18 protein-coding genes are annotated in these 23,665 nt (G+C 41.7%); 13 read left to right on the plus strand and 5 right to left on the minus strand.

Going from position 1 to position 23,665, the window contains the following annotated elements; all coding sequences use genetic code 11:
- Positions 1 to 55: 55 nt before the first annotated feature.
- From hflX to gshB, 4 genes are all read left to right on the plus strand, one after another.
- Positions 56 to 1,801, plus strand: coding sequence for a GTPase HflX (gene hflX / locus H6G92_RS12455; RefSeq protein ID WP_190894087.1), 1,746 nt, complete (start codon positions 56 to 58; stop codon positions 1,799 to 1,801).
- Positions 1,802 to 2,046: 245 nt separating this feature from the next.
- A complete protein-coding gene (locus H6G92_RS12460; RefSeq protein WP_190893994.1) occupies positions 2,047 to 2,781 on the plus strand; it encodes a hypothetical protein in 735 nt (244 codons plus the stop codon).
- Positions 2,782 to 3,140: 359 nt separating this feature from the next.
- The gene (gene grxC, locus H6G92_RS12465) at positions 3,141 to 3,413 is read left to right on the plus strand and encodes a glutaredoxin 3 (protein WP_190893995.1); all 273 of its coding nucleotides are present in this window, start codon (positions 3,141 to 3,143) and stop codon (positions 3,411 to 3,413) included.
- 229 nt (positions 3,414 to 3,642) lie between these two features.
- Positions 3,643 to 4,617 carry a glutathione synthase gene (gene gshB, locus H6G92_RS12470; RefSeq protein WP_190893996.1) on the plus strand — a complete coding sequence of 325 codons (975 nt, stop codon included), beginning with the start codon at positions 3,643 to 3,645 and terminating at the stop codon, positions 4,615 to 4,617.
- A gap of 446 nt (positions 4,618 to 5,063) precedes the next feature.
- On the opposite strand, the gene ftsZ is transcribed toward gshB, so the two are convergent.
- From ftsZ to H6G92_RS12485, 3 genes are all read right to left on the minus strand, one after another.
- On the minus strand, positions 5,064 to 6,380 hold the full coding sequence (gene ftsZ, locus H6G92_RS12475; RefSeq protein WP_190893997.1) for a cell division protein FtsZ: 1,317 nt from the start codon (positions 6,378 to 6,380) through the stop codon (positions 5,064 to 5,066).
- A gap of 54 nt (positions 6,381 to 6,434) precedes the next feature.
- Positions 6,435 to 6,725 (minus strand): hypothetical protein, encoded by a 291-nt coding sequence (locus H6G92_RS12480; protein ID WP_242059106.1) that lies wholly within the window; start codon positions 6,723 to 6,725, stop codon positions 6,435 to 6,437.
- Positions 6,726 to 7,456: 731 nt separating this feature from the next.
- Positions 7,457 to 8,311, minus strand: a complete 855-nt coding sequence (locus H6G92_RS12485) for a cell division protein FtsQ/DivIB (protein WP_190893998.1) — start codon at positions 8,309 to 8,311, stop codon at positions 7,457 to 7,459.
- Between the two features lie 722 nt (positions 8,312 to 9,033).
- Here H6G92_RS12485 and H6G92_RS12490 point away from each other — a divergent pair.
- The 3 genes from H6G92_RS12490 to H6G92_RS12495 are packed head-to-tail and all read left to right on the plus strand — an operon-like array spanning position 9,034 to position 15,533.
- Positions 9,034 to 10,365, plus strand: a complete 1,332-nt coding sequence (locus H6G92_RS12490) for a P-loop NTPase fold protein (protein WP_190893999.1) — start codon at positions 9,034 to 9,036, stop codon at positions 10,363 to 10,365.
- Positions 10,347 to 10,478, plus strand: a complete 132-nt coding sequence (locus H6G92_RS40275; RefSeq protein WP_277926741.1) for a hypothetical protein — start codon at positions 10,347 to 10,349, stop codon at positions 10,476 to 10,478. Before H6G92_RS12490 ends, H6G92_RS40275 begins: the two co-directional genes overlap by 19 nt.
- 3 nt (positions 10,479 to 10,481) lie before the next feature.
- A complete protein-coding gene (locus H6G92_RS12495; RefSeq protein WP_190894000.1) occupies positions 10,482 to 15,533 on the plus strand; it encodes a WD40 domain-containing protein in 5,052 nt (1,683 codons plus the stop codon).
- Positions 15,534 to 15,655: 122 nt separating this feature from the next.
- Here the strand turns inward: H6G92_RS12495 and H6G92_RS12500 are convergent, their stop codons facing one another.
- Positions 15,656 to 16,003 carry a hypothetical protein gene (locus H6G92_RS12500; protein ID WP_190894001.1) on the minus strand — a complete coding sequence of 116 codons (348 nt, stop codon included), beginning with the start codon at positions 16,001 to 16,003 and terminating at the stop codon, positions 15,656 to 15,658.
- 834 nt (positions 16,004 to 16,837) lie between these two features.
- Here H6G92_RS12500 and psbO point away from each other — a divergent pair.
- From psbO to H6G92_RS12525, 5 genes are all read left to right on the plus strand, one after another.
- Positions 16,838 to 17,671, plus strand: a complete 834-nt coding sequence (psbO, locus tag H6G92_RS12505; RefSeq protein ID WP_190894002.1) for a photosystem II manganese-stabilizing polypeptide — start codon at positions 16,838 to 16,840, stop codon at positions 17,669 to 17,671.
- Positions 17,672 to 18,484: 813 nt separating this feature from the next.
- Positions 18,485 to 19,261, plus strand: coding sequence for an RNA polymerase sigma factor SigF (locus tag H6G92_RS12510; protein ID WP_190894003.1), 777 nt, complete (start codon positions 18,485 to 18,487; stop codon positions 19,259 to 19,261).
- Positions 19,262 to 19,426: 165 nt separating this feature from the next.
- Positions 19,427 to 20,278 carry a hypothetical protein gene (locus H6G92_RS12515; RefSeq protein ID WP_190894004.1) on the plus strand — a complete coding sequence of 284 codons (852 nt, stop codon included), beginning with the start codon at positions 19,427 to 19,429 and terminating at the stop codon, positions 20,276 to 20,278.
- 2 nt (positions 20,279 to 20,280) lie between these two features.
- The gene (locus tag H6G92_RS12520) at positions 20,281 to 20,532 is read left to right on the plus strand and encodes a hypothetical protein (RefSeq protein WP_190894005.1); all 252 of its coding nucleotides are present in this window, start codon (positions 20,281 to 20,283) and stop codon (positions 20,530 to 20,532) included.
- Between the two features lie 239 nt (positions 20,533 to 20,771).
- Positions 20,772 to 21,674 carry an ABC transporter ATP-binding protein gene (locus H6G92_RS12525; RefSeq protein WP_190894006.1) on the plus strand — a complete coding sequence of 301 codons (903 nt, stop codon included), beginning with the start codon at positions 20,772 to 20,774 and terminating at the stop codon, positions 21,672 to 21,674.
- Between the two features lie 2 nt (positions 21,675 to 21,676).
- Here the strand turns inward: H6G92_RS12525 and H6G92_RS12530 are convergent, their stop codons facing one another.
- Entirely contained in the window at positions 21,677 to 22,357 is a 681-nt protein-coding gene (locus H6G92_RS12530) for a tetratricopeptide repeat protein (protein WP_190894007.1), read from the minus strand.
- Positions 22,358 to 23,042: 685 nt separating this feature from the next.
- On the opposite strand from H6G92_RS12530, the gene H6G92_RS12535 reads away from it, so the two are divergent.
- The gene (locus H6G92_RS12535) at positions 23,043 to 23,369 is read left to right on the plus strand and encodes a YbjQ family protein (RefSeq protein WP_109009512.1); all 327 of its coding nucleotides are present in this window, start codon (positions 23,043 to 23,045) and stop codon (positions 23,367 to 23,369) included.
- Positions 23,370 to 23,665 lie beyond the last annotated feature (296 nt).

The raw sequence follows: 23,665 nt of genomic DNA on the forward strand, positions 1-23,665 counted from the left end.
TTGTAAAATAGACATATAAGGATTCGGGGGGCCATTTAATTGGTCATAAACGCCTATAGAGACTATTTTTGGAAATCTCCAAGGTTTGAAGTCCAGCCAGCTGAAGCAACTACAGCGGCTGTATCACCAGCGTATACCAGGCGATCGCATCACCACGCCTGAGTTTTCCCAGCGTCTGGCAGCAATTAGCACAGAAGTCAATCAACCTGTGTGCGCCTACATCAACCGTCGCGGACAAGTAATTCGCGTCGGGGTAGGCACACCGCGTCAAACGCAAATACCACCGTTGGAATTGCCCCGTTACGGTGCAGAACGACTCAGTGGTATTCGTTGTATTGCCACCCATCTCAAGCCAGAACCGCCAAATGAAGCGGCACTCACAGCTATGGCAATGCAACGCTTAGATGCTCTAGTTGTCCTAAACATTACCGGAACGGGATTTACACGGCGGGGAGGCGGTGCGACTGGCTATGTCAAAGAAGCTTATTTAGCTCATTTGATACCCCAAGAGTCTCGCACTCTGATTACTAGTCCTGCTGCTTTCAAGGTAGAGGAAAGCCAAATCCAATCGCCAAGTTGGAATATATCGCCACCTCTGAGCTTGGATGATCTAGCAGACCAGGATTTAATAGACTTGGTAGAAAATCTGGAAGCAGAATTCCAGCGCGAATTTGTCGCCCAGGAAGTAGATGCTGACCACGATCGTGTGCTAATTGTGGGGCTGATGACCAGTGAGATAACTCCCCTACAATTCCAAGACACCCTAGCAGAATTGGCACGTTTAGTTGATACTGCTGGGGGAGATGTATTACAGACAATACAACAAAAGCGATCGCGCATTCATCCCCAAACCGTAGTTGGCGAAGGTAAGGTGCAAGAAATTGCCCTAACTGCCCAAACACTAGGAGTTAATCTCGTCGTCTTTGACCGCGATCTCTCCCCCTCCCAAGTTCGCAACTTAGAAATGCAAATTGGTATCCGCGTAGTTGACCGCACCGAAGTCATTTTGGATATCTTTGCCCAACGCGCTCAATCTCGTGCCGGTAAGTTGCAAGTAGAATTAGCACAGCTAGAATACATGCAACCGCGACTAGCTGGTAGAGGTCGCACCATGTCCCGCTTGGGTGGTGGTATTGGGACTCGTGGCCCTGGTGAAACCAAACTAGAAACTGAACGCCGTGCCATTGGGCAGCGCATTTCTCGACTGCAAAAAGAAGTGAACCAGTTGCAGTCCCATCGTTCGCGGTTACGGCAGCGACGACAGCATCGAGAAGTTCCCTCAGTGGCTTTGGTTGGATATACCAACGCTGGTAAGTCCACTTTGCTGAATGCTCTTACCAACGCAGAAGTTTATACAGCCGACCAGTTATTTGCCACTCTCGATCCTACCACCCGCCGCCTAGTGATTCCTTATGGCGAAACAAATGAACATCAAGAAATTCTCATTACAGATACGGTAGGGTTCATACACGAACTGCCTGCATCGTTAATGGATGCTTTCCGCGCCACTTTGGAGGAAGTCACAGAAGCCGATGCCCTACTACATTTAGTAGATTTGTCTCACCCAGCTTGGTTGCGTCATATTCGCTCAGTCAGAGAAATCTTGGCACAAATGCCAATAACTCCTGGCCCGGCGCTGGTTGTTTTTAACAAGATTGATCAAGCTGATAGTGAGACACTAGCTCTAGCTAGAGAAGAATTCCCGCTAGCGGTGTTTATTTCTGCAAGTCAGCGCTTGGGATTAGAAACCCTACGTCAGCGCCTTGCCAAGCTAATTGAATATGCAGTTGATTCTCGGTAAACACTGAATTTAAATCTATTTTTAGTTTTAAAAGAACCTAGTATTAATACTGGGTTTTTTGTTATATAAAGCCAAAAATAAAGTCTTTTTGAACTAGGACTGGTATTATAGACAACCTCTAATTGAATCTCTAGAGTAGTAAAAGAGCGTCAATGAGTGCATCTGATTTTACATGGATAGCAAACAGCAAATTCCCATCATTAGCAACTGAGTTTTACCATTTTGTTTTCAAAAGATTGATTAACATGAAACATCTATTTTCCACCGCAGCAATACCTTCTTTCTTAGCTGCTACTGCCGTTGTGATATCGTCTTCTGCTTTTGCTCCTGCTAATGCCGCTTCGATGAATTTCACTATCAATGACTTCACAGGTGCGGATACTCAGGTGAAGTTTACCTTGGATGACGCAATAGCAGGGTCTGGCAAAGTTCAGTTTAAAGTAGATTATTTATCCACTGGCACCAACACAATTGCTGATATACGCGGTGTTTTCTTCAACATTTTTGATGACTCACTTCTCAGTGGCCTCCAAGTAGTAGGCACAGATGTGACAGCCAGCAAATTCGGTACTGCTGGAACAGTTGACTCTGTTGGCAGCAGTAACAACAATCTGAACGGCAATGGCAACCAACACAACTACTTTGATGCTGGGATAGAAATTGGTCAAGAAGGTATAAGTAAAGGAAAAGGGGACATTCAATCGACGACCTTTACCCTATCACACAATTCAATAGCTCTAACGTTGGCTCAGTTTTCTCAGCAAAACTTTGGAGTGCGCCTAATGAGTGTCGGTTCTGGAAACAATCGTGAAGACAGTAGCAAACTCAAAGGACAAGCCCCTTACTACACTCCCCCGCCACCACCACCTCAAAAGGTACCTGAGCCTGCTACAGTATCTGCCCTTGGTCTGTTTGCTCTGGGTGCACTGAGAGTAGCAAAGAAAAAGTCTTTAGTGTCAGCTTCAATAACAGTCGCCTAGAAGCTCCTAAGGGAGACACCAGATCCACCCCCTTATAGAATATACAGTTAGGTCACCATATTCTTAATTCGCATCATGTGTGTCTCCCTTATTACTATAAAATTTGCTTATTAACTACACATTTAAACATCATATTACTGATTTATAGCGGTTCCCACTCAGATGCAGTACAAGATTATATCGCCAGGTGTAGGGGCACGGCAGTGCCGTGCCCCTACGGGTGTAACTCACGTAAACGAGAACCGCTATATGTAAATCCAGTTAGCCACTTTTGAAGATCAAGTCAAAACGGGATAGAGCAGCTATGGTCAGTGGCAAAGTTCTAAAATTAAGAAGTATTAAATCAATTTGAGGACTTTATGGCTGCAAAAGTAGAAATCTACACTTGGAGAACTTGCCCGTTTTGTATCCGTGCCAAAAGTTTGCTGAAGAACAAGGGCGTTGAATTTATCGAATACAGTATTGATGGGGATGAGGCAGCCAGAAATAAAATGGCTCAAAGAGCAAATGGACGGCGCTCTTTACCGCAAATTTTCATCAATGATGATCATATTGGTGGTTGTGATGATATCCACGCTTTAGATAGTCAAGGCAAGCTGGATGAGCTACTAACTTCTAGCAATAGCGTGTAGGTTCAGAAGATATTGCTAGAAGTTAGCGACAAGCCGCTGCAAATTACACGGCAGTCGCTACAACTTTAGAAGAGAGAGTACGAACTTTTTTATCACAAAAGTGATATCTATCCACAAGACTTTACCCTCCAGGTTCCACTCAACAGTACACATATACGTCAATTGGTGAGAGCATCAAGAGATAATGGTTGAATAACCATTTAATTTCTTGGTGATTGAGGTACAAAGGGTGAAACTGGCTTTTATCATTGATCCCATCCATCTGCTTGACCCATGTCATGATACCAGTGTTGCCCTAATTGAAGCAGCGCAAATCCTGGGACACGAAGTTTGGGTGACTCAGGCAAATCTGCTGAGTGTGGTGGAGGGCAAAGCTTGGGCTTTCCTACAGCGAGTTGAAGTTGTACCAGTACAGTTGGTGGAGGGACGCTGGGTAGCAGCGAATCCTTGGTATAAGTTGAGCGATTCCTGCTTAACTTCTTTAGAAACAATGGATGCCGTATTTATGCGGACAGATCCACCTGTCAATGATTCCTACCTCTATGCCACTTACATTCTGGATTACATTGATCAAAATAAAACCCTACTGATTAATAGTCCTAGCGGCATCCGAGGGGCAAATGAAAAAATGTATGCCCTCCAGTTTACCAAAGCGATTCCAGAAACGATTGTCAGTGCTGATAAGCAGTTTATCCGGCAATTTGTCGAAGTAAAGGAGGCAGCAGTTCTCAAACCTCTGGGTAACAAAGCTGGGGAAGGAATTTTATTTTTGCAATCAGGCGATCGCAATTTTAATTCCATTGTCGAACTCAGTACCCTCCAAGGTCGAGTGCCAGTAATGGTACAAACCTATTTACCAGAGGCAAAAGAAGGAGATAAGCGAATTATCCTGCTCAATGGCGAACCAATTGGTGCACTCAATCGCCTTTCTAGCGGAACTGATTTTCGCAATAATATGGCAACTGGTGGTACAGTCGCTCAAACCGAAATTACCCAGAGAGAGTATGAAATCTGTACCGAAATAGCCGAACGCTTACGCCAAGACGGCTTAATTTTTGTGGGCATTGATGTTATTGGTGGCTACCTAACTGAAGTTAACGTCACTAGTCCTACCGGAATTCGTGAGATTGATCGCCTAGATGGTGCTCACCTTGGTCATCAGGTTATTCAATGGATTGAACAGGCAGTAAAAATCAAAAAATAAATGCAAATTATTTTTTGCTTCGTGTCCTATTCTCCAGGAAACAGACTTCCTTCGACGCTGGCGTGGGCGTGTTCCCACGCAACTTTATTTAAGTAAATGTACTTATGTAGATCGAATATGAGTTTAATGGATAGCCGGGGTAGATGTAGCGATATCTACAACGAGCTATGTCTACGCATCTCTAGTTGGGCAGGTCTTCCGGTTTCTTTGTTCCAAAAGTACAGATGGACATGTGAGCCAGCAGACTCCTGCCCAAGTTCATTCTATAAGTAGCATTAACGAGAAGTAGCGTTAACGATTTTCTTTACCAATTGGCAAAATTAGAAATGGCAACGGATTGGTTACCCCTGCCTTTGGTAAAACCCTGAAACTAGCAGATTTTATACAGCACTCAGCCTAACCTGAGACTGCTAATTTAATCTAAAAATCATCACATCCAAAATCTTTTAATTCCTTGGTGTACGTCGGTTTCTCAGAAAATCAGGTATATCCAATCCAGGTTTTTCTTTTGGTTCTGGAATTGGAGTTGGAGTTGGAGTTGAACTTGGAGCTGAGGTTGGGGGATTAACTGCGGGTTGCTGTGTTGTTGGTCGTTTCGAGGTGTTAGGTGCTACTCGAACGTTAGCTACGCTTTGTTGTACCGCAGCTTGCACTTCACCTGTAAATCCGGTGGCGATTACAGTAATTCTCACCTCACCCTGGAGTCTGTCATCAATTACAGCCCCAAAAATAATATTGGCGTTGGGATCAACTACTTCATAGATTGCTTCTGCGGCTGCATTCACTTCATGCAAAGTGAGGTCAGTACCACCTGTAATATTAAAGACAACCCCTCTGGCACCTTCAATAGAACATTCTAGTAACGGCGAAGAAATAGCTGCGATCGCAGCTTCTCTGGCTCTAGATTTTCCAGAGCTAACACCAATTCCCATTAATGCCGATCCCGCATCTGCCATCACCGCTCGGACATCAGCAAAGTCAACGTTTACCAATCCGGGGATCGTGATGATATCAGAAATACCTTGCACCCCTTGACGCAGCACATCATCTGCATAACGAAAAGCTTCTTGCACAGGTGTTTGTTCGGGGATCACTTCCAGCAATTTGTTGTTGGGGATAATGATCAGTGTATCTACTCTACTTTTTAGACCTTCAATACCTTGTTCAGCTTGGCTGGTGCGGCGACGTCCCTCAAAGACAAATGGACGTGTGACTACACCAACAGTGAGAGCGCCCATTTCTTTAGCTACTTCTGCCACAATTGGGGCTGCACCCGTCCCAGTACCACCACCCATACCAGCAGTGATAAATACTAGGTCAGCACCCTCCAAAGCTGTAGCAATTTCGTCTCGTGATTCCTCAGCTGCCTTTTGACCGATGGCAGGATTACCACCTGCTCCTAAACCTCGCGTTAGCTTCTGTCCAATTTGCAATCGACTTGGAGCACCTGCCAGAGTTAAAGCTTGGGCATCAGTGTTAATTGACCAAAACTCTACCCCAGAGACATCAGACTCGATCATGCGGTTAACAGCATTGCCACCACCACCACCGACACCAATCACTTTGATGTTGGCTACTCGACCAGGAACAATCTCGCCAATTCGGCTATTTTCCGCAGAAATCTTCTTATTATCGTGATTTTGTCCGAAATTCAACCCGGAGTTATTAAAGGGATTGGTCGAGTTAACTGCCAGAGAAAACCCCGGCTGTCCCGTAGATTGGGAATTTTTATAAGAAAGTCCTTGGTTATTATCAAGTGTCATTGGATTTGTGAAAGGGTAGATAAACGACTTTTTCAGGTGTTATTCACCTAAGAGTCAACTATAGTTTGACACTGCCACAATACTATGGCACTGTTCTTTCTTGTTTCCACTACTGCCAAGCCTAACAGAATTGACAGTGCGAAAATTTGCTATGGGATAAGCTTTTAACGCAGCCGATCGCACAGCCAATTCTAGAGAAGTATACCTACATTTATCTAAAAGTGACCTGTATAACTTCAACCAGACATTAATCTCTTCATTATTCTCAGCAGAGGACATAACTTGTAAAGACACATTACAGCGCATCTTATCTGCCTCAATAATATTGTTAATAGGTTTCACCATTGCGAATAATTGCAACTTTAGACACAAAATTTACTTTATACTTACTTATCCTTAAGGTTGAAATAAGTAAGAATTTACTTGTCAGACTATACCTGATTAATTTGTTGTTTGGGGGGTCTTCATGGACACTTTGTTGGAGCAATAGTCTATCTTACGAGAACCCTCACTAGTGTGGTCAACAAATCAAGATTTTCCTAGAGGTTTCGTAACCTAATAGTAATGACGGCAGAGAATAGTTCAAATTGATTGCCCAAAAAACAACGTTTACTCAAATTTTTGAGGTATTTTAAGTTACTTATTTAAGCTTCAGTAACCTGTCTTTGAAAGTGTCCTCAACAGACCAAAGTTAGAGTGTTTTTGTCCTTTGGGCTTGGATGACGGTGTAAACTGTTTTTATTAGTATCCTCTGCTCATGAGTCAAATCTTAATAAAAAACTCAAGCATTTTTCTCTTTTGGGCACTAGGTTCGGTCGAAGAATGTATAGACAGAAGGCGTTTTGCACGCCATAGACCATCATTAGATTGTCCGACATCTTGCACCCTATTATTAGATATTAGGGTCATAATTGAGAGTGTTTTACTCACAATTTAGATTTTATGATTGATCTTCTCATTTTAATTAGAAGTTAATGCCGATTTTCGGGCAGTTTGCTGGAAAACTGAAAATAATAAATTTATTTATCAGCATAAAGCTTCTTAATTTACTAGGAGCGCTCAATACATTAAAAACGCTAGATATTTTTAGGGATTTTGGGAGTTAATCTTTGGTCTTTTTGGTTCATTTGTACTAATGGAAATTCGGGATTTTTCAGATCAATATACTCTATTTGACCGAAATTGAGTTTTGTTGCTAAATGGCGCATTTGGGCGAGTAGCTTAATTTGTTCAGGCAACTGGGGGCCTAGAACGCCGAGATGTACATTTCCTAGTTCTGTTTTCAAAATTATATTCGCTGGATTTTGGCAATCAATTTCCATGACTTTTACGGGACTTTGGCTGACAGCTTTATGAAGTTGAGTCCAGTCGGGGCAGTATTGTTTTGGCAATCCAATTACTCTGAGATTGGGTAATTTTTTAGTAGGATTCAGTGATGTGTATTTTTCTAAAGGCATCCAGGCCCCACTTACATCCAGTAAGCCAATTGTGACTTTTTTGTTCCCAGTAGTCTGATTTTGCCCACTTGCTGTTTGAGTCACCGCTACAGGGACTCGTTCTTGGATTTCGATGTTTAATCCAGGAGGAAAAAGACGGCGTCTCACGATCGCTTGAGCAATAGTTGGTTGTTTTTTCAAGGAGTTAGCGATCGCTGTCGGTTCAATCCGCCACAAAGATTGTGGGTAAGATAGCACCAACAGTGATTGAGTTGTCTCATCCGACAGTAATTGATTGCCTGATTTCATCACTACTTGTTTGGGAGTTTTTAGGATCCACACTGGTTGGACTGCCACCCACAGCAATCCACCCGCGAAACCAGTAATGGCAAAAGTTCGCCAAATAGCCTGAATAATTCTCATCTGTCGCTGCCGACGTAATTTCTTACGACGCTGGGCTAGATCCGTGCGGGAAACTGATATTATGCCAGCCATTCAAACCCCTTTCTGGTTACAGTCGAAATTCCTTGACCAAACTCACCAATTTTAACTCAGCACTCTTTATGCGCTTGTATCATTATTAATCTCAGTAAACACTGTCGGCATCTGTTAGCCGTTGTCCTCAAGACTTTTTTTATTTTTAGTAACAATTTACAGAAACTACACAAGGAATGTGGCGCTATTCATTCTTCCTATTAAAGTTTACGGTGTCCATTTTTAACTGACTGTTGTCTTTTTGACAAGCGATCATCCACTATTTTTTGACTAAATATTACAAAATATTAATTTAGATATTTCTGATTTTGTTTTCTTGACAAATAGAATGTGAAATGATAGACAAGTATTCCTAAATCTCTGTGTACCTTGCTATAATTCATACCAGTCCGACCTCATCAGTTATACAAATAGAGATCATGCAATCTAGTAGCTTTTTTTACCGATTAACTCAGCCATAAAGGTTCGTGCTAGGTCAAACAAAAGCTAGAGATTGTCAAAATCTCAATAGCAGGTGTAAAAAGGACAGATATGCTTAAGGTTATTAGGGTCAACTAAATCTCTACCATACTACTGACAGTGATCTGTAATCAGTGCTGTCTTTTGCAAGAAGCTACCAACTTGCGAATTAATCGTGTGCTTACATCCCGGCTAGAGATTTTTTGTATAAAAAATACGAATTAACTGCATCTACATACACATCTACATACACCTCTACATACATGAAAACGACATTAAATTTGTCACGTTTTTATAAAGCATGTAACCCAAGCTACACGCTTAATATAAGTAACGTGCTAGATCGCCAATATTACATAGATTTTGCTGATGTCCGCGGTTGCAAGATTGTCGAAGAATTGCAGCGGACTATCTGCCGAATTTCTCCTGATGAGCCAACCTGCCAGTTATTTACAGGTCATATTGGCTGCGGTAAGTCAACGGAATTGCAGCGCCTCAAGACAGAACTAGAATTGGCAGGATTTCATGTGGTTTATTTTGAGTCCAGTCAAGATTTAGATATGGCAGATATTGATGTCAGCGATATTTTGCTGAGTGTAGCCCGTCAAGTCAGTGCCAGTTTAGAAGGCATTAGCATCAAACTCAAACCTGGTTACTTTACCAATTTGTTTAAAGAAGTAGGCGATTTTTTGCAAAGTCCCATAGAGCTTTCTGGACAAGCAGAGTTGTCGTTGGGTATTGCCAAAATTACCGCTAAAACCAAAGATAGCACCCAGTTACGTAATCAACTAAGGCAATATTTGGAACCACGTACCAATAGTATTTTGCAAGCGATTAACGAAGAAATTTTAGAAAAGGCTATTGAACAGCTAAAGCTGCGGGGTCAAAAAGGACTGGTAGTGATTGTAGATAATTTAGATCGAGTGGATATGCGTCCTTTAGCATCCGGGCGATCGCAACCAGAATATCTTTTCATCGACCGAGGTGAACAGTTACGCCGACTTAAATGCCACCTAGTTTACACCATTCCCCTGACGTTAATTTTCTCCAATGAGTATGAGACACTGAAAAATCGTCTGGGAGGAGGGATTGCGCCAAAAGTACTGCCGATGGTATTGGTGCGGCAAAGAGATGGCAGTGACTACGAACCAGGGATGTCATTAGTGCGCCAGTTAGTCTTAGCAAGAGCTTTTCCAGAAGTTCCTTTGAATGGAAGGCTTTTATTAATTACAGAATTATTCGATCACTCCCAAACCTTGGATCGTCTATGTCGCGTTAGTGGCGGTCACATTCGTAATTTATTGGGTTTACTTTATAGCTGCCTGCAACGACAAGATCCACCTTTTTCTAGGGATTGCTTAGAAGCCGTGATTAAGGACTACCGCGACGATCTGCTATTAGCTATTGATGAATCCCAGTGGGAATTATTGTTTGAAGTAGTGCAGCAGCAGAGAGTTAAAGGTGAGTCTGACTACCAAAGTTTACTAAGAAGCATGTATCTGTTTGAATATCGTGATCCTCTGGGGCGCTGGTTTGGCATCAGTCCAGCCTTAGCAGAGACAGAAAAAGTCCTTGTTTGGCAACAAAACAAGTAACAGTGCTGGGTGAGTCCATTGTCATTAGTCCTTTGTCCTTTGCCATTGGACTAATAACTAATGCCCAATGCCCGATGCCCAATACCCAATACCCCATGCCCAATGCCCAATAACCAATGACTAATGACAAGCAGCTAGATATATACACCAAAGAAAATCAGCATACTTTGCAAAGACTGATTAGAGCGATCGCGCTTTCCGAAGGTCAATTTGCCCTGATTTTAGTTCGGTGTAACTATGGGCAATTACGTGAGCAAATGTTAGAAAATATTCGCTCCATTACCAAAGATATCTATATCAGAGAAATCGTTCTCAATCCATCAACTACTTCCTTACACAGCACAATAATATCAGAACTATCTTTAGATAATCCTGCTGTCCTTACAGACTCTTTGCCATCTGCTGTGATGGTTTTCGGTATTGAGTCAGCTATCGACGTTGAAAACTTACTTACAGGCATCAACCAAGCGCGAGATATCTATGCCACGACTTTTCCATTTCCAGTGGTATTGTGGCTACAAGATGAAGTGGCATCATTGCTGTCAAGATTAGCGCCTGATTTTAAAAGTTGGGCTGCAACCACTATTAAATTTGAAATGGCAAAAGCAGATTTAATTGCTTTGATCCACCAAGAGGCAGAATCTCTATTTGCCAAAGTATTAGAAGCAGGTGCTGAAACATTTTTATCTAACGCCTCTTTAGATTTAGATCCTAAGTCCCAACACCGTCATGAAATAGAATCAGCCCGTAATGATTTAGTACGCCTCTATGGCTTTCAATTAACACCAGGATTAGAAGCTAGTTTAGAATTTGTGTTGGGGCGAGATAAATACGCCAACGATCAAATTAATGGTGCTTTAGCCAATTATCAAAGAAGCCTAGCATTGTGGCAGCAGGAAATGAGGAGACTAGCAGAGTGGGAGAATAATTCTTCTTTCCCCCTTTCATGTCCTCACCCTACCCCTCCCTCGTCTCTACTCAAGCAAGCAATAGTATTATTCCATCTGGGGCTGTGTTATCACCGAATGGCAGACTTATACCAGAATAGTAATAGTAGCTATTGTGAACATGCTCTCTTGTGGTTTAAACAATGCTTGGAAGTATTGGAAGAAGTACAAAGAGAAGACTTAGTTGCTAAATTTATTTTACCTGCTTGTGAAATGCTACAACGTTTACAAGCCTGGGATGACTTAAAAAAATTAGCTCAAAAATCATTACTTCTGCATAACACCTACGGAAGTTCAGCACAAGTTGCTCAAAATTATGGCTTTTTGGCAAATGTGGCAGCTTCGGAGTCGAATTGGGTACTGGCTCATGAATTAGCAAATACAGCACTTTCTATCTCCGAAGAAGCAACGGAAGTTTCTCTGCGAGACGCTTTGCGAACACGACGACAAGAAAGTTGGTATCTTCTCTTGCTCGCACGTACACAGCGGCATCTAGGTGAGTCTGAGGAAGCTATCAATAACCTGGAATGGGCAAGGGTAGTTTGTGAGCTACAACATCAGCCATCACTTTATTTAGAGATTTTAGAAGAACTGCGATCGCTTTACTTTTTTGAGCGTCATGACTATATAGAAGCCTTTAAGCTCAAGCAAGAAAAAATCCAAATAGAACATCAGTATGGCTTTCGTGCTTTTATCGGGGCAAGTCAATTGCAGCCGCAACGCTCTAGAATTAACCCAGCATTGGAACCTCAAAAAATACCGTTTGTTCCTGAGGGTGTTGCCCAAGAAATATCTGCTTCTGGACGGCAGCAAGATGTCAATCGTTTGATTGAAAGAATTACTCGTGCTGACTACAAACTCACAGTAATTTATGGACCATCTGGTGTGGGTAAAAGTTCAATTATCAAAGCTGGTTTAGTACCAGCGCTGAAGGAAAAAGTTATTGGTGAACGTATTCCTATACCTATTGTTTTGTCTGTTTACACTGATTGGCTCACAGTTTTAGTAAGCAATCTAAACCAAGTGCTAGCATACACAGGAATATCGGTTAATCCTGACTCTACACCCACTATACTGCTAGAAAAAATTCGCTTAGCAACCGAGCGGAATTATACAATAATTATCATATTAGACCAGTTTGAAGAATTTTTCTTTATTAGCAATATTCCCACGCAAAGAATAGAGTTTTACCAATTTTTTAGTCAATGTTTAAATATTTCATATGTCAAAATTATTCTGTCATTAAGAGAAGATTATTTACATCATTTACTAGAATTTGAACGTTTGAGCCAAAAAAATAGTATTGGGCAATATGATTTAGGCGTAATTAATAAAAATATTCTCGATAAGGACATTCGCTACTACCTAGGAAAATTCTCTAGCCAGGATGCTAAAGCCATAATTCATAGTCTTACTCAACGTTCACATTATGAACTGAGTGATGAATTAATTAACCGATTAGTCCAGGATTTGACAGGAGAACTAGATGAAGTACATCCAATTGAATTACAAATAGTTGGCGCTCAACTACAAATAGAAAACATTACCACACTTGCACAATACAAGCTTTGCGGTGGCTCGGCAAAATTGGTGGAACGCTGGCTTGGGGAGGTTATTAAAGACTGTGGTAAGGAAAACAAAGAGTTAACTTGGAAACTATTATTTGAGTTAACTGATGAAAAAGGCACACGACCGTTAAAAACTAAAGCTGATTTAGCGACTGCATTAGTTAATAATCATGATATAGATACAATATCAAGCTTTGACACAGTTGGGGAACTAATTTTAGAAATATTGGTGGGTTCAGGTTTGGTGTTGCGAGTCAGAGAAGAATTAGGCGATCGCTACCAGCTAGTTCACGATTATTTAGTTGAACCAATTCGCCAAAAGAACAATTATGGTATGCTCGCCGAATTAGAAAAAATCAAACTTGAAAAAACTAAAGCTGAAGTTGCCCAACAGCTGAGTCAAAAGCAACTCAATTTGATATTGCAACGGCGGCTGCGGGAAGCACGGATAGCAGGCGCAGTGCTGGCAATCATGGGAGGAACAATAGCAGCATTATGGTGGCAAGCTGACTTGCAAAAAGGAGCAGCAATTCGCCAAACCCTACGAGCTGAACGCAGTGAAACCAATTTGAAAATTAGTGCAATCACTGCTGCTAGCGAAGCTTTGTTTGCGTCTAATAAAGAGTTTGATGCTCTATTAGAAAGTTTACGGGCTTGGAGAGGACTTAAACAGGCAGAGGTCGTGCAACCAGATACTCGAATGCGGGTGGTGACAGCCCTACAACAGGCAGTTTATGGAGTAACAGAGGTTAACCGTCTGGAAGGGCATGCTGATGTTGTCTGGGGAGTAGCTTTCAGCCCAGATGGTCAATTGCTAGCGTCAGGTAGCCGAGATCAAACAGTGAAAATTTGGCGTCCTGACGGTACCTTACTCCAAACCCTCAAGGGTCACACTGATGCTGTCACCTGTGTAAGTTTCAGCCCGGATGGTCAAACCCTAGCATCTGCCAGCCTCGACAAAACAGTGCAAATCTGGCACAAAAACCCGGTTACAGGTGAATTTGGGACTAAGCCATATAAAACCCTGAAAGGGCATAAAGATTGGGTTTATAGCGTTAATTTCAGTCCTGATGGCGAGTTGTTAGCTACTGCCAGTAAGGATACAACCCTAAAACTCTGGCGCAAAGACGGTAGCATAGTAAAAATACTGAGGGGACATCGAGGGTGGGTTAACTGGGTAAACTTCAGTCCTGATGGGCAATTCATCGCCTCGGCCAGCGACGACAAAACAGTGAAAATCTGGCGACAGGACGGTAGCCTCGTTAAAACTTTGCAGGGTCATCAGCAGGGTGTGGTTATAGCTGTTTTTAGCCCGGACGGTAAATTTTTGGCATCAACAGGTCGAGACAAGACAGTAAAACTTTGGCGACAAGAAAGTAACACGACTAAAGACGGTTTTGACTTTCGTCTTTACAAAAGTTTACGACAGCATAGCAGTACAGTTTGGAGTTTGAGCTTTAGTTCCGATAGTAAAAAGTTAGCTTCCGCAGGTGAAGACAATAGCATAAACCTCTGGAGTATCACTGGTACTTTACTCAAAACCTTCAAAGGACACAGCGATACTGTTGTCAGCATCGCTTTCAGTCCAAATAACAAATTGCTGGCTTCAGGAAGTTTCGACAAAAGCGTGAAACTATGGAGTTTAGATGCCCCAACACCGTCTATTCTTCAAGGACATCAGAAGCGAGTTTTGAGCGTTGCTTGGAGTCCTGACGGTCAGATGCTAGCTTCTGGTAGTAGCGATCGCACTGTCAAACTTTGGCAACGATACACCAGTAGTGGCGAAGTCAAAACCCGACTTTACAAAACTTTAGTAGGGCACACAAATAAAGTTCCTAGCGTCAGTTTCGACCCCAAAGGTGAAATGCTGGCCTCAGGAAGTTATGACAAGACTGTAAAACTTTGGCGGCTTGAAGGTACTTTAATCAAGACTCTCCGCGGGCATAGCGATAGTGTGATGAGCGTGAATTTCAGCCCAGATGGTCAGTTTTTGGTAACAGCTAGCAAAGATAAAACAGTGAAGCTCTGGAACCGTGAAGGCAAGTTACTCAAAACTTTAGTGGGGCATCAGGGCTGGGTGAATAGCATAAATTTTAGTCCTGATAGTCAGGTTATAGCCTCTGCCAGTGATGACCAAACGGTGAAACTGTGGAGTCGGGATGGTACTTTGCTCAAAACTTTTTCGCCCCATGACAGTTGGGTGTTAGGTGTCAGCTTTAGTCCCACTGACGAGTTATTGGCTTCTGCTAGCTGGGATAATACCGTGAAACTGTGGCGACAGGATGGTACGTTGTTAAAAACCTTGTTAAAGGGGTACAGCGATAGCGTCAATGCTGTAACTTTCAGTCCCAATGGTGAATTGCTCGCTGCCGCCAGTTGGGACAGTACAGTAAAACTTTGGAGCCGTGAAGGCAAATTAATTAAAAGTCTCAATGGGCATCGCGCTGCGGTATTAAGTGTCAGTTTTAGCCCAGATGGTCAAACACTAGCATCAGCTAGTGATGACAACACGATCATTCTATGGAATTTACATCTTGATGATCTGCTTGTTCGTGGTTGCGACTGGGTGGGTGATTACCTCAAGCACAACCGCAATCTTGAAAAGCGCGATCGCATTCTTTGTGATGGTATAACTAGTATAAACCCTTTTTAATTACGAATTACGAATTACGAATTACGAATTAGCTTGAAGCCTCAATGGGCAACCGCTCTTGGTTTAGCGGTTGATGAGGCGATCATTGTTAATTCAGAGCTAGAAAATAATTTTTGACATGATCAACTAAAGGAGCGATCGCTCTCCAAAACTTCATGATTATTTTCTGCGGGAGCTTCTTGTGGCAAATTCGCTAAAAAGGCTTGTAGTCTCATACGCTCAATATAAGGCCAGCCTCCCTCAGACTCAATATCTTTCAGCAATGAGTAGAGTTGCCGACGGTTAACAGGCAAACTCTCTTGAAAAACCCCATCCCGGATCTCTCGGTGTAAATGCTCTAATTGCCGCAGCAAAGCCAAAAGATTTACAGTATCACCTTCACAGCCCTGAACTGCATCATACACCACAGTTGCGATCTTTTGCAGTTTACAGGAAAACTCCCCTGATTCCAGATTTTTGTTATCGCTCATGCCATCCTTACCGTATAAATGAGGTCAACTCAAATTTACCGGAGATTTTTAATTTTCCCTAGTTTGCCAATAGCTACTCTAGACAAGGAGTAAAGAAAATGAACCTTCTGTAAGCTTCTAGATGGGTTTTTTCTGAAATCCTCGTGTCCTACATCCCTCACTTGTCTGAGTAAGGGATGAATATAACTAGATTTGTATCTTTATCAAAGGCAATTGCGATCGCTCCCAAAAGAGCGTAGTAACCTTTAGCATAGCCTCCACGGCAGCTAGATGTGATCAGGACGAGACTTTGTTGGATTTTGAGTACTTTGATTTTGAGTTAAAAAAAATCGTATGATCTGGCTGATTTCCCAATCAAACAATGGGCTGTATGTAGTGGCGTAACATACATAATACAAAAAGACTTGGGCGATGCCGCTTTTGCCTGTGGCAAAAGTAAAGTGCGAAGTAGACACCTCTCTTTGCGCTCTTTGAGGCAAGTACTTATGCCGCTCTGTGTGGGGCTTACTCATCCACGCGCCCAACTCTAAACAAATGCCACCAACAGTGAAACTGCTGGTTTTTTGCTCTCCTAGTTACACACATCCAAAATGGATGCAGTGTACTACTTAGTCTGGGGTTTCTCACACCCCAAGCTCAAAAGAGTGAAACGTTTAAGTACGTTTAGCAGAGAAAAGTTTGAGCGGCGACTTCCAACCTATACGCCCGGACACTTGTTTCAACTCTTGCAATCAGAGCAACACACTGTCCGATCGGGGATGGCTTCTCGTCAGAGATCAAAGCTTCGATGCAGTTTTACAACTTAGATATTAATTTTTGAGATTGAGGTTGACCATGAGGTATCGCGCTTTAATTGTTGCATTCTTGGCTTTGTGCCTGGGGCTTATAACTGCTTGTAGTGATGCTCCTGCTACTAGTAGTAGAGATGTACTCACCTACGATCAAATTCGCGGGACTGGCTTGGCTAACAAATGCCCCCAACTAGCAGAAACAAGCCGTGGCTCCATTGCCATTGATTCTAGCCAGTCCTATGCCATCAAAGAACTTTGCTTAGAACCAACTAGCTTTTTCATCAAAGAAGAACCTGCTAATAAACGGCAAGAAGCAGAATTTGTTGCTGGCAAATTGTTGACCAGATACACTTCCACCATTGACCAGGTGCAAGGCAACCTAAAAATCAACCCAGATAATAGCTTGACCTTTGTGGAAACTGATGGTCTTGACTTTCAAGCCATCACTGTGCAACTTCCTGGTGGTGAGCGAGTACCTTTCCTCTTCACCATCAAAAACTTGGTTGCTCAAACCCAACCCAATTTGACCAGTATTAACACCTCCACGGACTTTGAAGGCACCTTCAAGGTTCCTTCCTATCGTGGTGCTGCCTTCTTAGATCCTAAGGGTCGTGGTGTCGTCAGTGGCTACGATAATGCCGTGGCTCTCCCCGCCCAAGCGGATGATGAAGAACTTACCCGCACTAACGTCAAGCGTGCTGAAAATCTTAATGGCAAGATTTCTCTGCAAATCGCTAAAGTAGATAGCTCTAGTGGTGAAATTGCTGGTACTTTTGAGAGCGAACAGCCATCTGATACAGATTTAGGTGCTGGCGAACCTAAAGAAGTTAAGATTCGCGGTCTATTCTTTGCACGGGTTGAACCGACTCGTGGCTAAACTCTCTTAGGTAACTGACTGGCATTCAGAACTACAATTCTGTAAACATCAGGTTTCATAACAAAAGTTAACTTCAGGGCTGTTTCATTCCTATAAAAGCATTATTAGAGACGAAAAGAGACAAAGGTTCAAGGGTAGACAAGAGAAAAATTCTTCCTTCCCTTCTACCCAACTTTTCAAGAGGCTTTGAAAGAATGAAACAGCCCTGCATTTTTTTCAGGAGCTAGATAGGTTTTTTATAAAAAGCGGAAAGGTTTAAATTCACCCCTTAACTTTTTCCCTTTTATTAAAAGACTAAGGATTTAAATACAACAAAGGGCATCTCGCCCTTTTTTTTGTTGCCTTGCGTAAATATACGCAGTATTTTCTAAATATTATTAGTAATTTTCAATTATTGAATGAATTTTGGTTGAGTTTACACGTATTTTTACTGGAAACAAAACTTTTGCTTATTCAACAAAATTCCGACTACTGTTATTTTGTTTATATAAATTAGCTTCACCATTAATTAATTAAAATTAAGTACAATCTCGGTTTGATATTTAGTAACTAATTTTATATTTTATTTCTATGTAGTTACAAAAACAGCTACAGATCATACCAAAGAGCAATAACAAACTAAATACCAATTTTGCCCCTTTAAACTTTGCTCGATTTTCAAGCAACTCTATGAAATTTTTTCTAAAAAAATGTTGTTATCTACCATAGAGTTTGCAAGGACATATAGCGTGATATTGTCTTTGATATCGTGCGCTCGCAGCTGAGTTTAAAAGTGAGTAATTGATTGTTGATTTACTCAATAAACACGGTGCTATGCCTACCACAGTCACCAATGAACTAAAACATGAAATTTGGCAGTTGTTGCGAGAATATCAGCAATCTCGGTCAGAAAATGTTCGCAATAAGCTGGTAAAACTCAATTTTGGACTTGTGAGAAAAGAAGCTCACTACTGGACAAATCAATGTCATGAAACCTACGATGATTTGCTCCAGGTTGGATGTTTGGGTTTAATTAGGGCGATTGAAAAATTTGAAATTTCTAAGGGACATGCCTTTAGTTCCTATGCTCTTCCCTATATTCGGGGTGAAATTCAACACTATCTCCGAGATAAAGGTGTCACCGTGCGAATTCCTCGGAAGTGGTTAGCACTGCAACAGCAAGCAATAGGAGTTTCACGTTCTTGGCGTGAAAAGCATAATCGTCAACCAACAGACTCCGAATTAGCAACAGCACTGGAAATTTCTCCAAATGAATGGCAAGAAATTAAATTAGCATGGGTAAATCGCGCTCCCTTGAGTCTCGATGTGCCAATCCAAGATGGAGAAGAAGGCTCTACCTGTTTGGGAGAATTGGTTCCAGATCCTCACTATCGCAGCTTTCAACTAGCACAAGAAGACCAACTTCGCTTGCAACAAGCATTGGTTCAACTCGAACAACGCACCCGCGATGTATTGGAATGTGTGTTTTTGCAAGATTTGACACAAAAACAAGTTGCAGAACACCTGGGAATCAGTGTCGTAACGGTTTCCCGTAGAGTCAAGAAAGGCCTGGATTTGATGAAACAGCTTATGGGTGTAACAGAAGATTGACGGCCAATAAACCGAATACGCAGTTACGCTGTGCTGTAAGTGCTAAAAATAACCCTTGAAATGTAAAAAATTAGGTTATAAAGGGAACAGACTTTGCCTTTGATACAAATTTCAGGCATGTTGATTTCCACTTTTCAATTTTCTAATGGCTTTTGAGAACAGCTCATGGGCAGAAATTCAAAAATTACAATTGCAGCTATTTTAACCTTAGCGATCGCTGGATGTGCTTCTGAAGATACACAACAAGCCATCAATCCTGCGCCGATTCCTAAAATAGTAGTAAAGTCGCCACCAGCGACTCAATCCTTTAAGAATCCAGTGATACCTGCCAAACAGGTTTCACCAGTTACTCCTGCATCTGCTAACTTGATTCAATCAACTAATGCTACAGAGCGGGCACGGTTTGTTCTGGTATCAAAAGACCGGGCTGACCCGTTTGCACAAATTTTTGGGCAGACAGTTCCGGGAATGCCTAAAACATCGGGAAGACCTGTTCCCGTGTTGCCTAAGTTACCTACTGCATCGCTAGCAGTCCGAAAACTTCCAACAGGCAGCATAGCTTTAAATCAAAAGAAAAATAACATTGCTTCTGTACCAAAAAAAGTCAATCCTACTTTGACTTCAGTCTTGCCTAGGGTTTTGCCTCAAGTTGTCCCCAACCCGACTTTAGTATCTGTATTGCCACCACCAGCACAACCTGAGTTAGCAAGGGCAGTTCTTGTGACTGGTGTAGTTCTAATTAGTAAGGAACCGCAGGCAATTATCAAAGTACCGGATGAGCCGACGAGTCGCTATGTGCAGGCGGGACAGCGATTGGCGAATGGCGTACTGGTTAAACGTATTGAAATGAATCAGGGCTATAACCCTATCGTGATTTTGGAACAATATGGTATTGAAGTTGCCAAAATGGTAGGGGAAGGGGCTGTCAATTCAACGCCGTCAGCTGCATCTGCTACCGGCAATCCTATTTCAGTGACAACACCCTCCTCAAGTCCTTTTAATGTTGGAGCTTCATAGAGATGGAGACTAAGGAAAAAATTGAATTTGCTGGTTTGCCTTTAGCTGTCTATAGAGAGATAGCAGCTCATTTACATCAAGTTGAAGGGGTAGAAGTGGATTTAATTCCCCAATCATCCCAACAGTTTGATTACAATCAAAGTCAAATTGGTGCCTTGTCCATCTCGTGGACAGCAAATTCTGGTTCAGAAAGTCGGCAACGAGTTAACCAAATTTTGGCTTACTATCAAAATCGCTATATGAATCCTATTTGATTTGTGAAAATCGAAGCCTCAGATTCCCGATTTCTTACAAAAGTCGGGAATTTTGTTGTTCATGAATGATTAAGTAAGACTATGGTGTATAACGACTTCATACTAATTCTTTGTGCAACTGCACAAAATCAAAATGCAGGTCAGACTTGGGGCTTAAGTCCCAATTTCTGGATAAACCTCACAGGTAATCAGTATCATTACTTCGGTGATTTTAAATTTTTAATTGGAGCAAAATGACTATGACTGCTGCTGTCTTTCTAGAAAACGTCTACAAGTTTTACAACAATGTACCTGTAGTTAATGACTTATCATTCAAAATTGAAGCGGGGGAAATATTTGCTCTACTCGGCCCCAACGGTGCGGGTAAATCAACCACAATTCGGATGTTGACTACACTAACGAAACCATCGCAAGGACGGATAGAAGTAAGTGGATATGATGTGATGAGCCAAGCCATGCTGGCAAAACAAAGTATTGGCGTAGTCTTGCAGCAAATCAGTGTGGATAACGATTTAAGCGTTTGGGAAAATATGGAACTGCACGGAAGGCTACATCACATTAGCAACCCACAGCGACAAAAGCTCATTAATCGATGGCTAGAGTATGTTGAGCTAGCAGAAAAACGCGATGATTTGGTAAAAACCCTGTCTGGGGGTATGAAACGACGATTGCAGATAGCGAGAGCTTTATTGCATCAACCGCAAATTCTGTTTTTGGATGAACCAACGGTAGGACTAGACCCCCAAACCAGGCGACGCCTCTGGGAAATTATTCGAGATTTGAATAAGCAGGGGATGACGATGCTACTGACGACCCATTATATGGATGAGGTCGAATTTTTGTGCGATGCCTTTGGCTCTACCAAGCCAGGACGCATCGGTATTATGGATAGCGGTAAGCTGATTTCTTTAGGAACTTTACAACAGCTCCGTTCCGTTCACGGTGAAGGTTTGGTGATGAAGCAATTGGGTGTGTCTGAAGTGGGAAGTGATAGCGCCCGTAGCTGGGAATATTTGTTTTTCCCATCTCTAGAAGAAGCGAACATCTACTTGAATGAACAGCCCGATAAAACCGGAATGATGGTGCGTCCCTCCAACCTGGAAGATATTTTTGTGGAATTAACGGGACGCCAGTTAGATTAACCTCATCCTCCTAACTGTCGCAGCATGGCTTCTACTCTGTCCACCCCTTCTGAGTCATTGCGCCGCTTGTACAAGTCACGCGCCTTCTGAAGCAAGCTGTTGGCTTGTTTGGTTTGTCGCCGCTGTTTATACATCGAACCCATTAACTCATAAGTCTGGGCGTTGTTCTTATCCAAGTCGATTGCTTGTTGATATGCCCAGGTAGCAGCAGTATAGTCTCCCATACGCGATTGCGTCACAGCCAATCCTAAATAGGCATTAACGTTGTTACGGTTCAGCTGTATGGCACGACGGTAGCCTTCCTTTGCCCCAGGTGTGTCGCCCAAATTGGCTTTGATGTAACCCACGGCGTAGTAAAAATCACTATTGTTAGGGTTGATGGCGATCGCACGACGATAAGCTGTTAATGCCGCCTGGTAATTTCCCTGTTGAGCATATAAGTAGCCAATACCTGAATGAATTTTAGCATTTTTGGGATCTAGCCTAGCTGCTTGCTGATAAACTGCGATCGCACCACCATAATCGCCAGTATCCACTAACCTCCGTCCTTCTTCTAGTAGTTGCTTTAACTCTGGGTTTTTGCCTTGTGCCACTAATACCTGAGCCTGAACCACTGAAGGTATAGTGAAGGCAAAACATCCTAATAACACCACACTCAACACAAATGATGTTGGCTTGTACACAGTAAATTTCCTGAAATTTTAGAGGACTTTTTTCTTGTACATTAAAACAAAAATATGGACTTTTGAAAACTGTATTTCCTCGCATTGATTAAGATGTTAATAGTTCATCCACTCTTTCCTTTACAATCAGCACTATATTACAGAGTTTTTACTGAATAATGAAGTGTAAGATATCAAGTTCAGATGAAGTGACCCTACATATAAATCAGTAGAATAGAAAAATGACACTTTTTAGAACAGTATTTCTACGTATCATTTAGAAAAATCTAACAGGCATCTAACTTAATCTTAGAGAGGCGATGCGCTAATCTCAGAGGGTTTAACATTCATTACTGTTTGTTATTTAATTTAATAATTTGCTGACTCTGTATCCAATTGCTCTTACATTTATAGTCTTTTATACTACCTTTTATAAATCTGCAATCCAGGCGTTTACATGCTTTTTTGGTCATTACACGGTAAGATCAATTTAACAAGTAAAATGTTCCTTCAAATTCTAGTTTTTAGTCGGCAGGATACTATCAATGAGAGCGAATTTGCGATGTTACTTCGCTCCCGCTGGAAGCGATCGCAATCTAAACTTGTGTGAGAGGACATTTATCAAACTTGTATCAACACAGACTAGTTTTGTATGTGTATTCTGAATAATAAATATTAACCTATATGCTATCTGGGAGGCTAATTTATGATTATAACTACCACTGATGTGATTCAAGGAGCCGTTATTGAGTCATATTTAGGCATTGTGACAGCAGAAGTAGTCTACGGCAGCAATTTCTTGCGGGATTTTTTGGCTGGTATTCGAGATATTATTGGTGGACGCACCGGCAGCTATGAACGTCTATTTGAGCAGGGTCAACGCAAGGCATTAGAAGAATTAGAACAACGAGCACAACGCTTAGGAGCAAATGCTGTGATTGGGATTGAAATTGATACTGGCACAATCAATATTGACCAGTCAGGAGTTCTTTTGTTGATTACTGCCACAGGCACTGCTGTAAAGATGCGTTAATTTTTTATTGGCGGTATATATTACTTTTTTATTCTTTTTTAAGAAGGGTTAAAAAGTTTTATATTGAGTCTAATAGTTTTGAAAACTCAAGCTAGATTATTATAGAAGTTAATAAATGTAATTTAAGTTAAAAAATTCTGTGGAAAATCTCTGCAAAAACATTAAATCATAAACAAATACTGAAGTCGATTAATTTTCTTTCCAATATATTTGTTTTTTATTACTAAAGATAGATTCATTAACTATTTCTATTGATAGATATAAAAACAGGTGATTTTGCTATTTAATTTTAAGCA

This window comes from Nostoc foliaceum FACHB-393 (assembly GCF_014698505.1).
GTDB lineage: Bacteria > Cyanobacteriota > Cyanobacteriia > Cyanobacteriales > Nostocaceae > Nostoc > Nostoc foliaceum_A.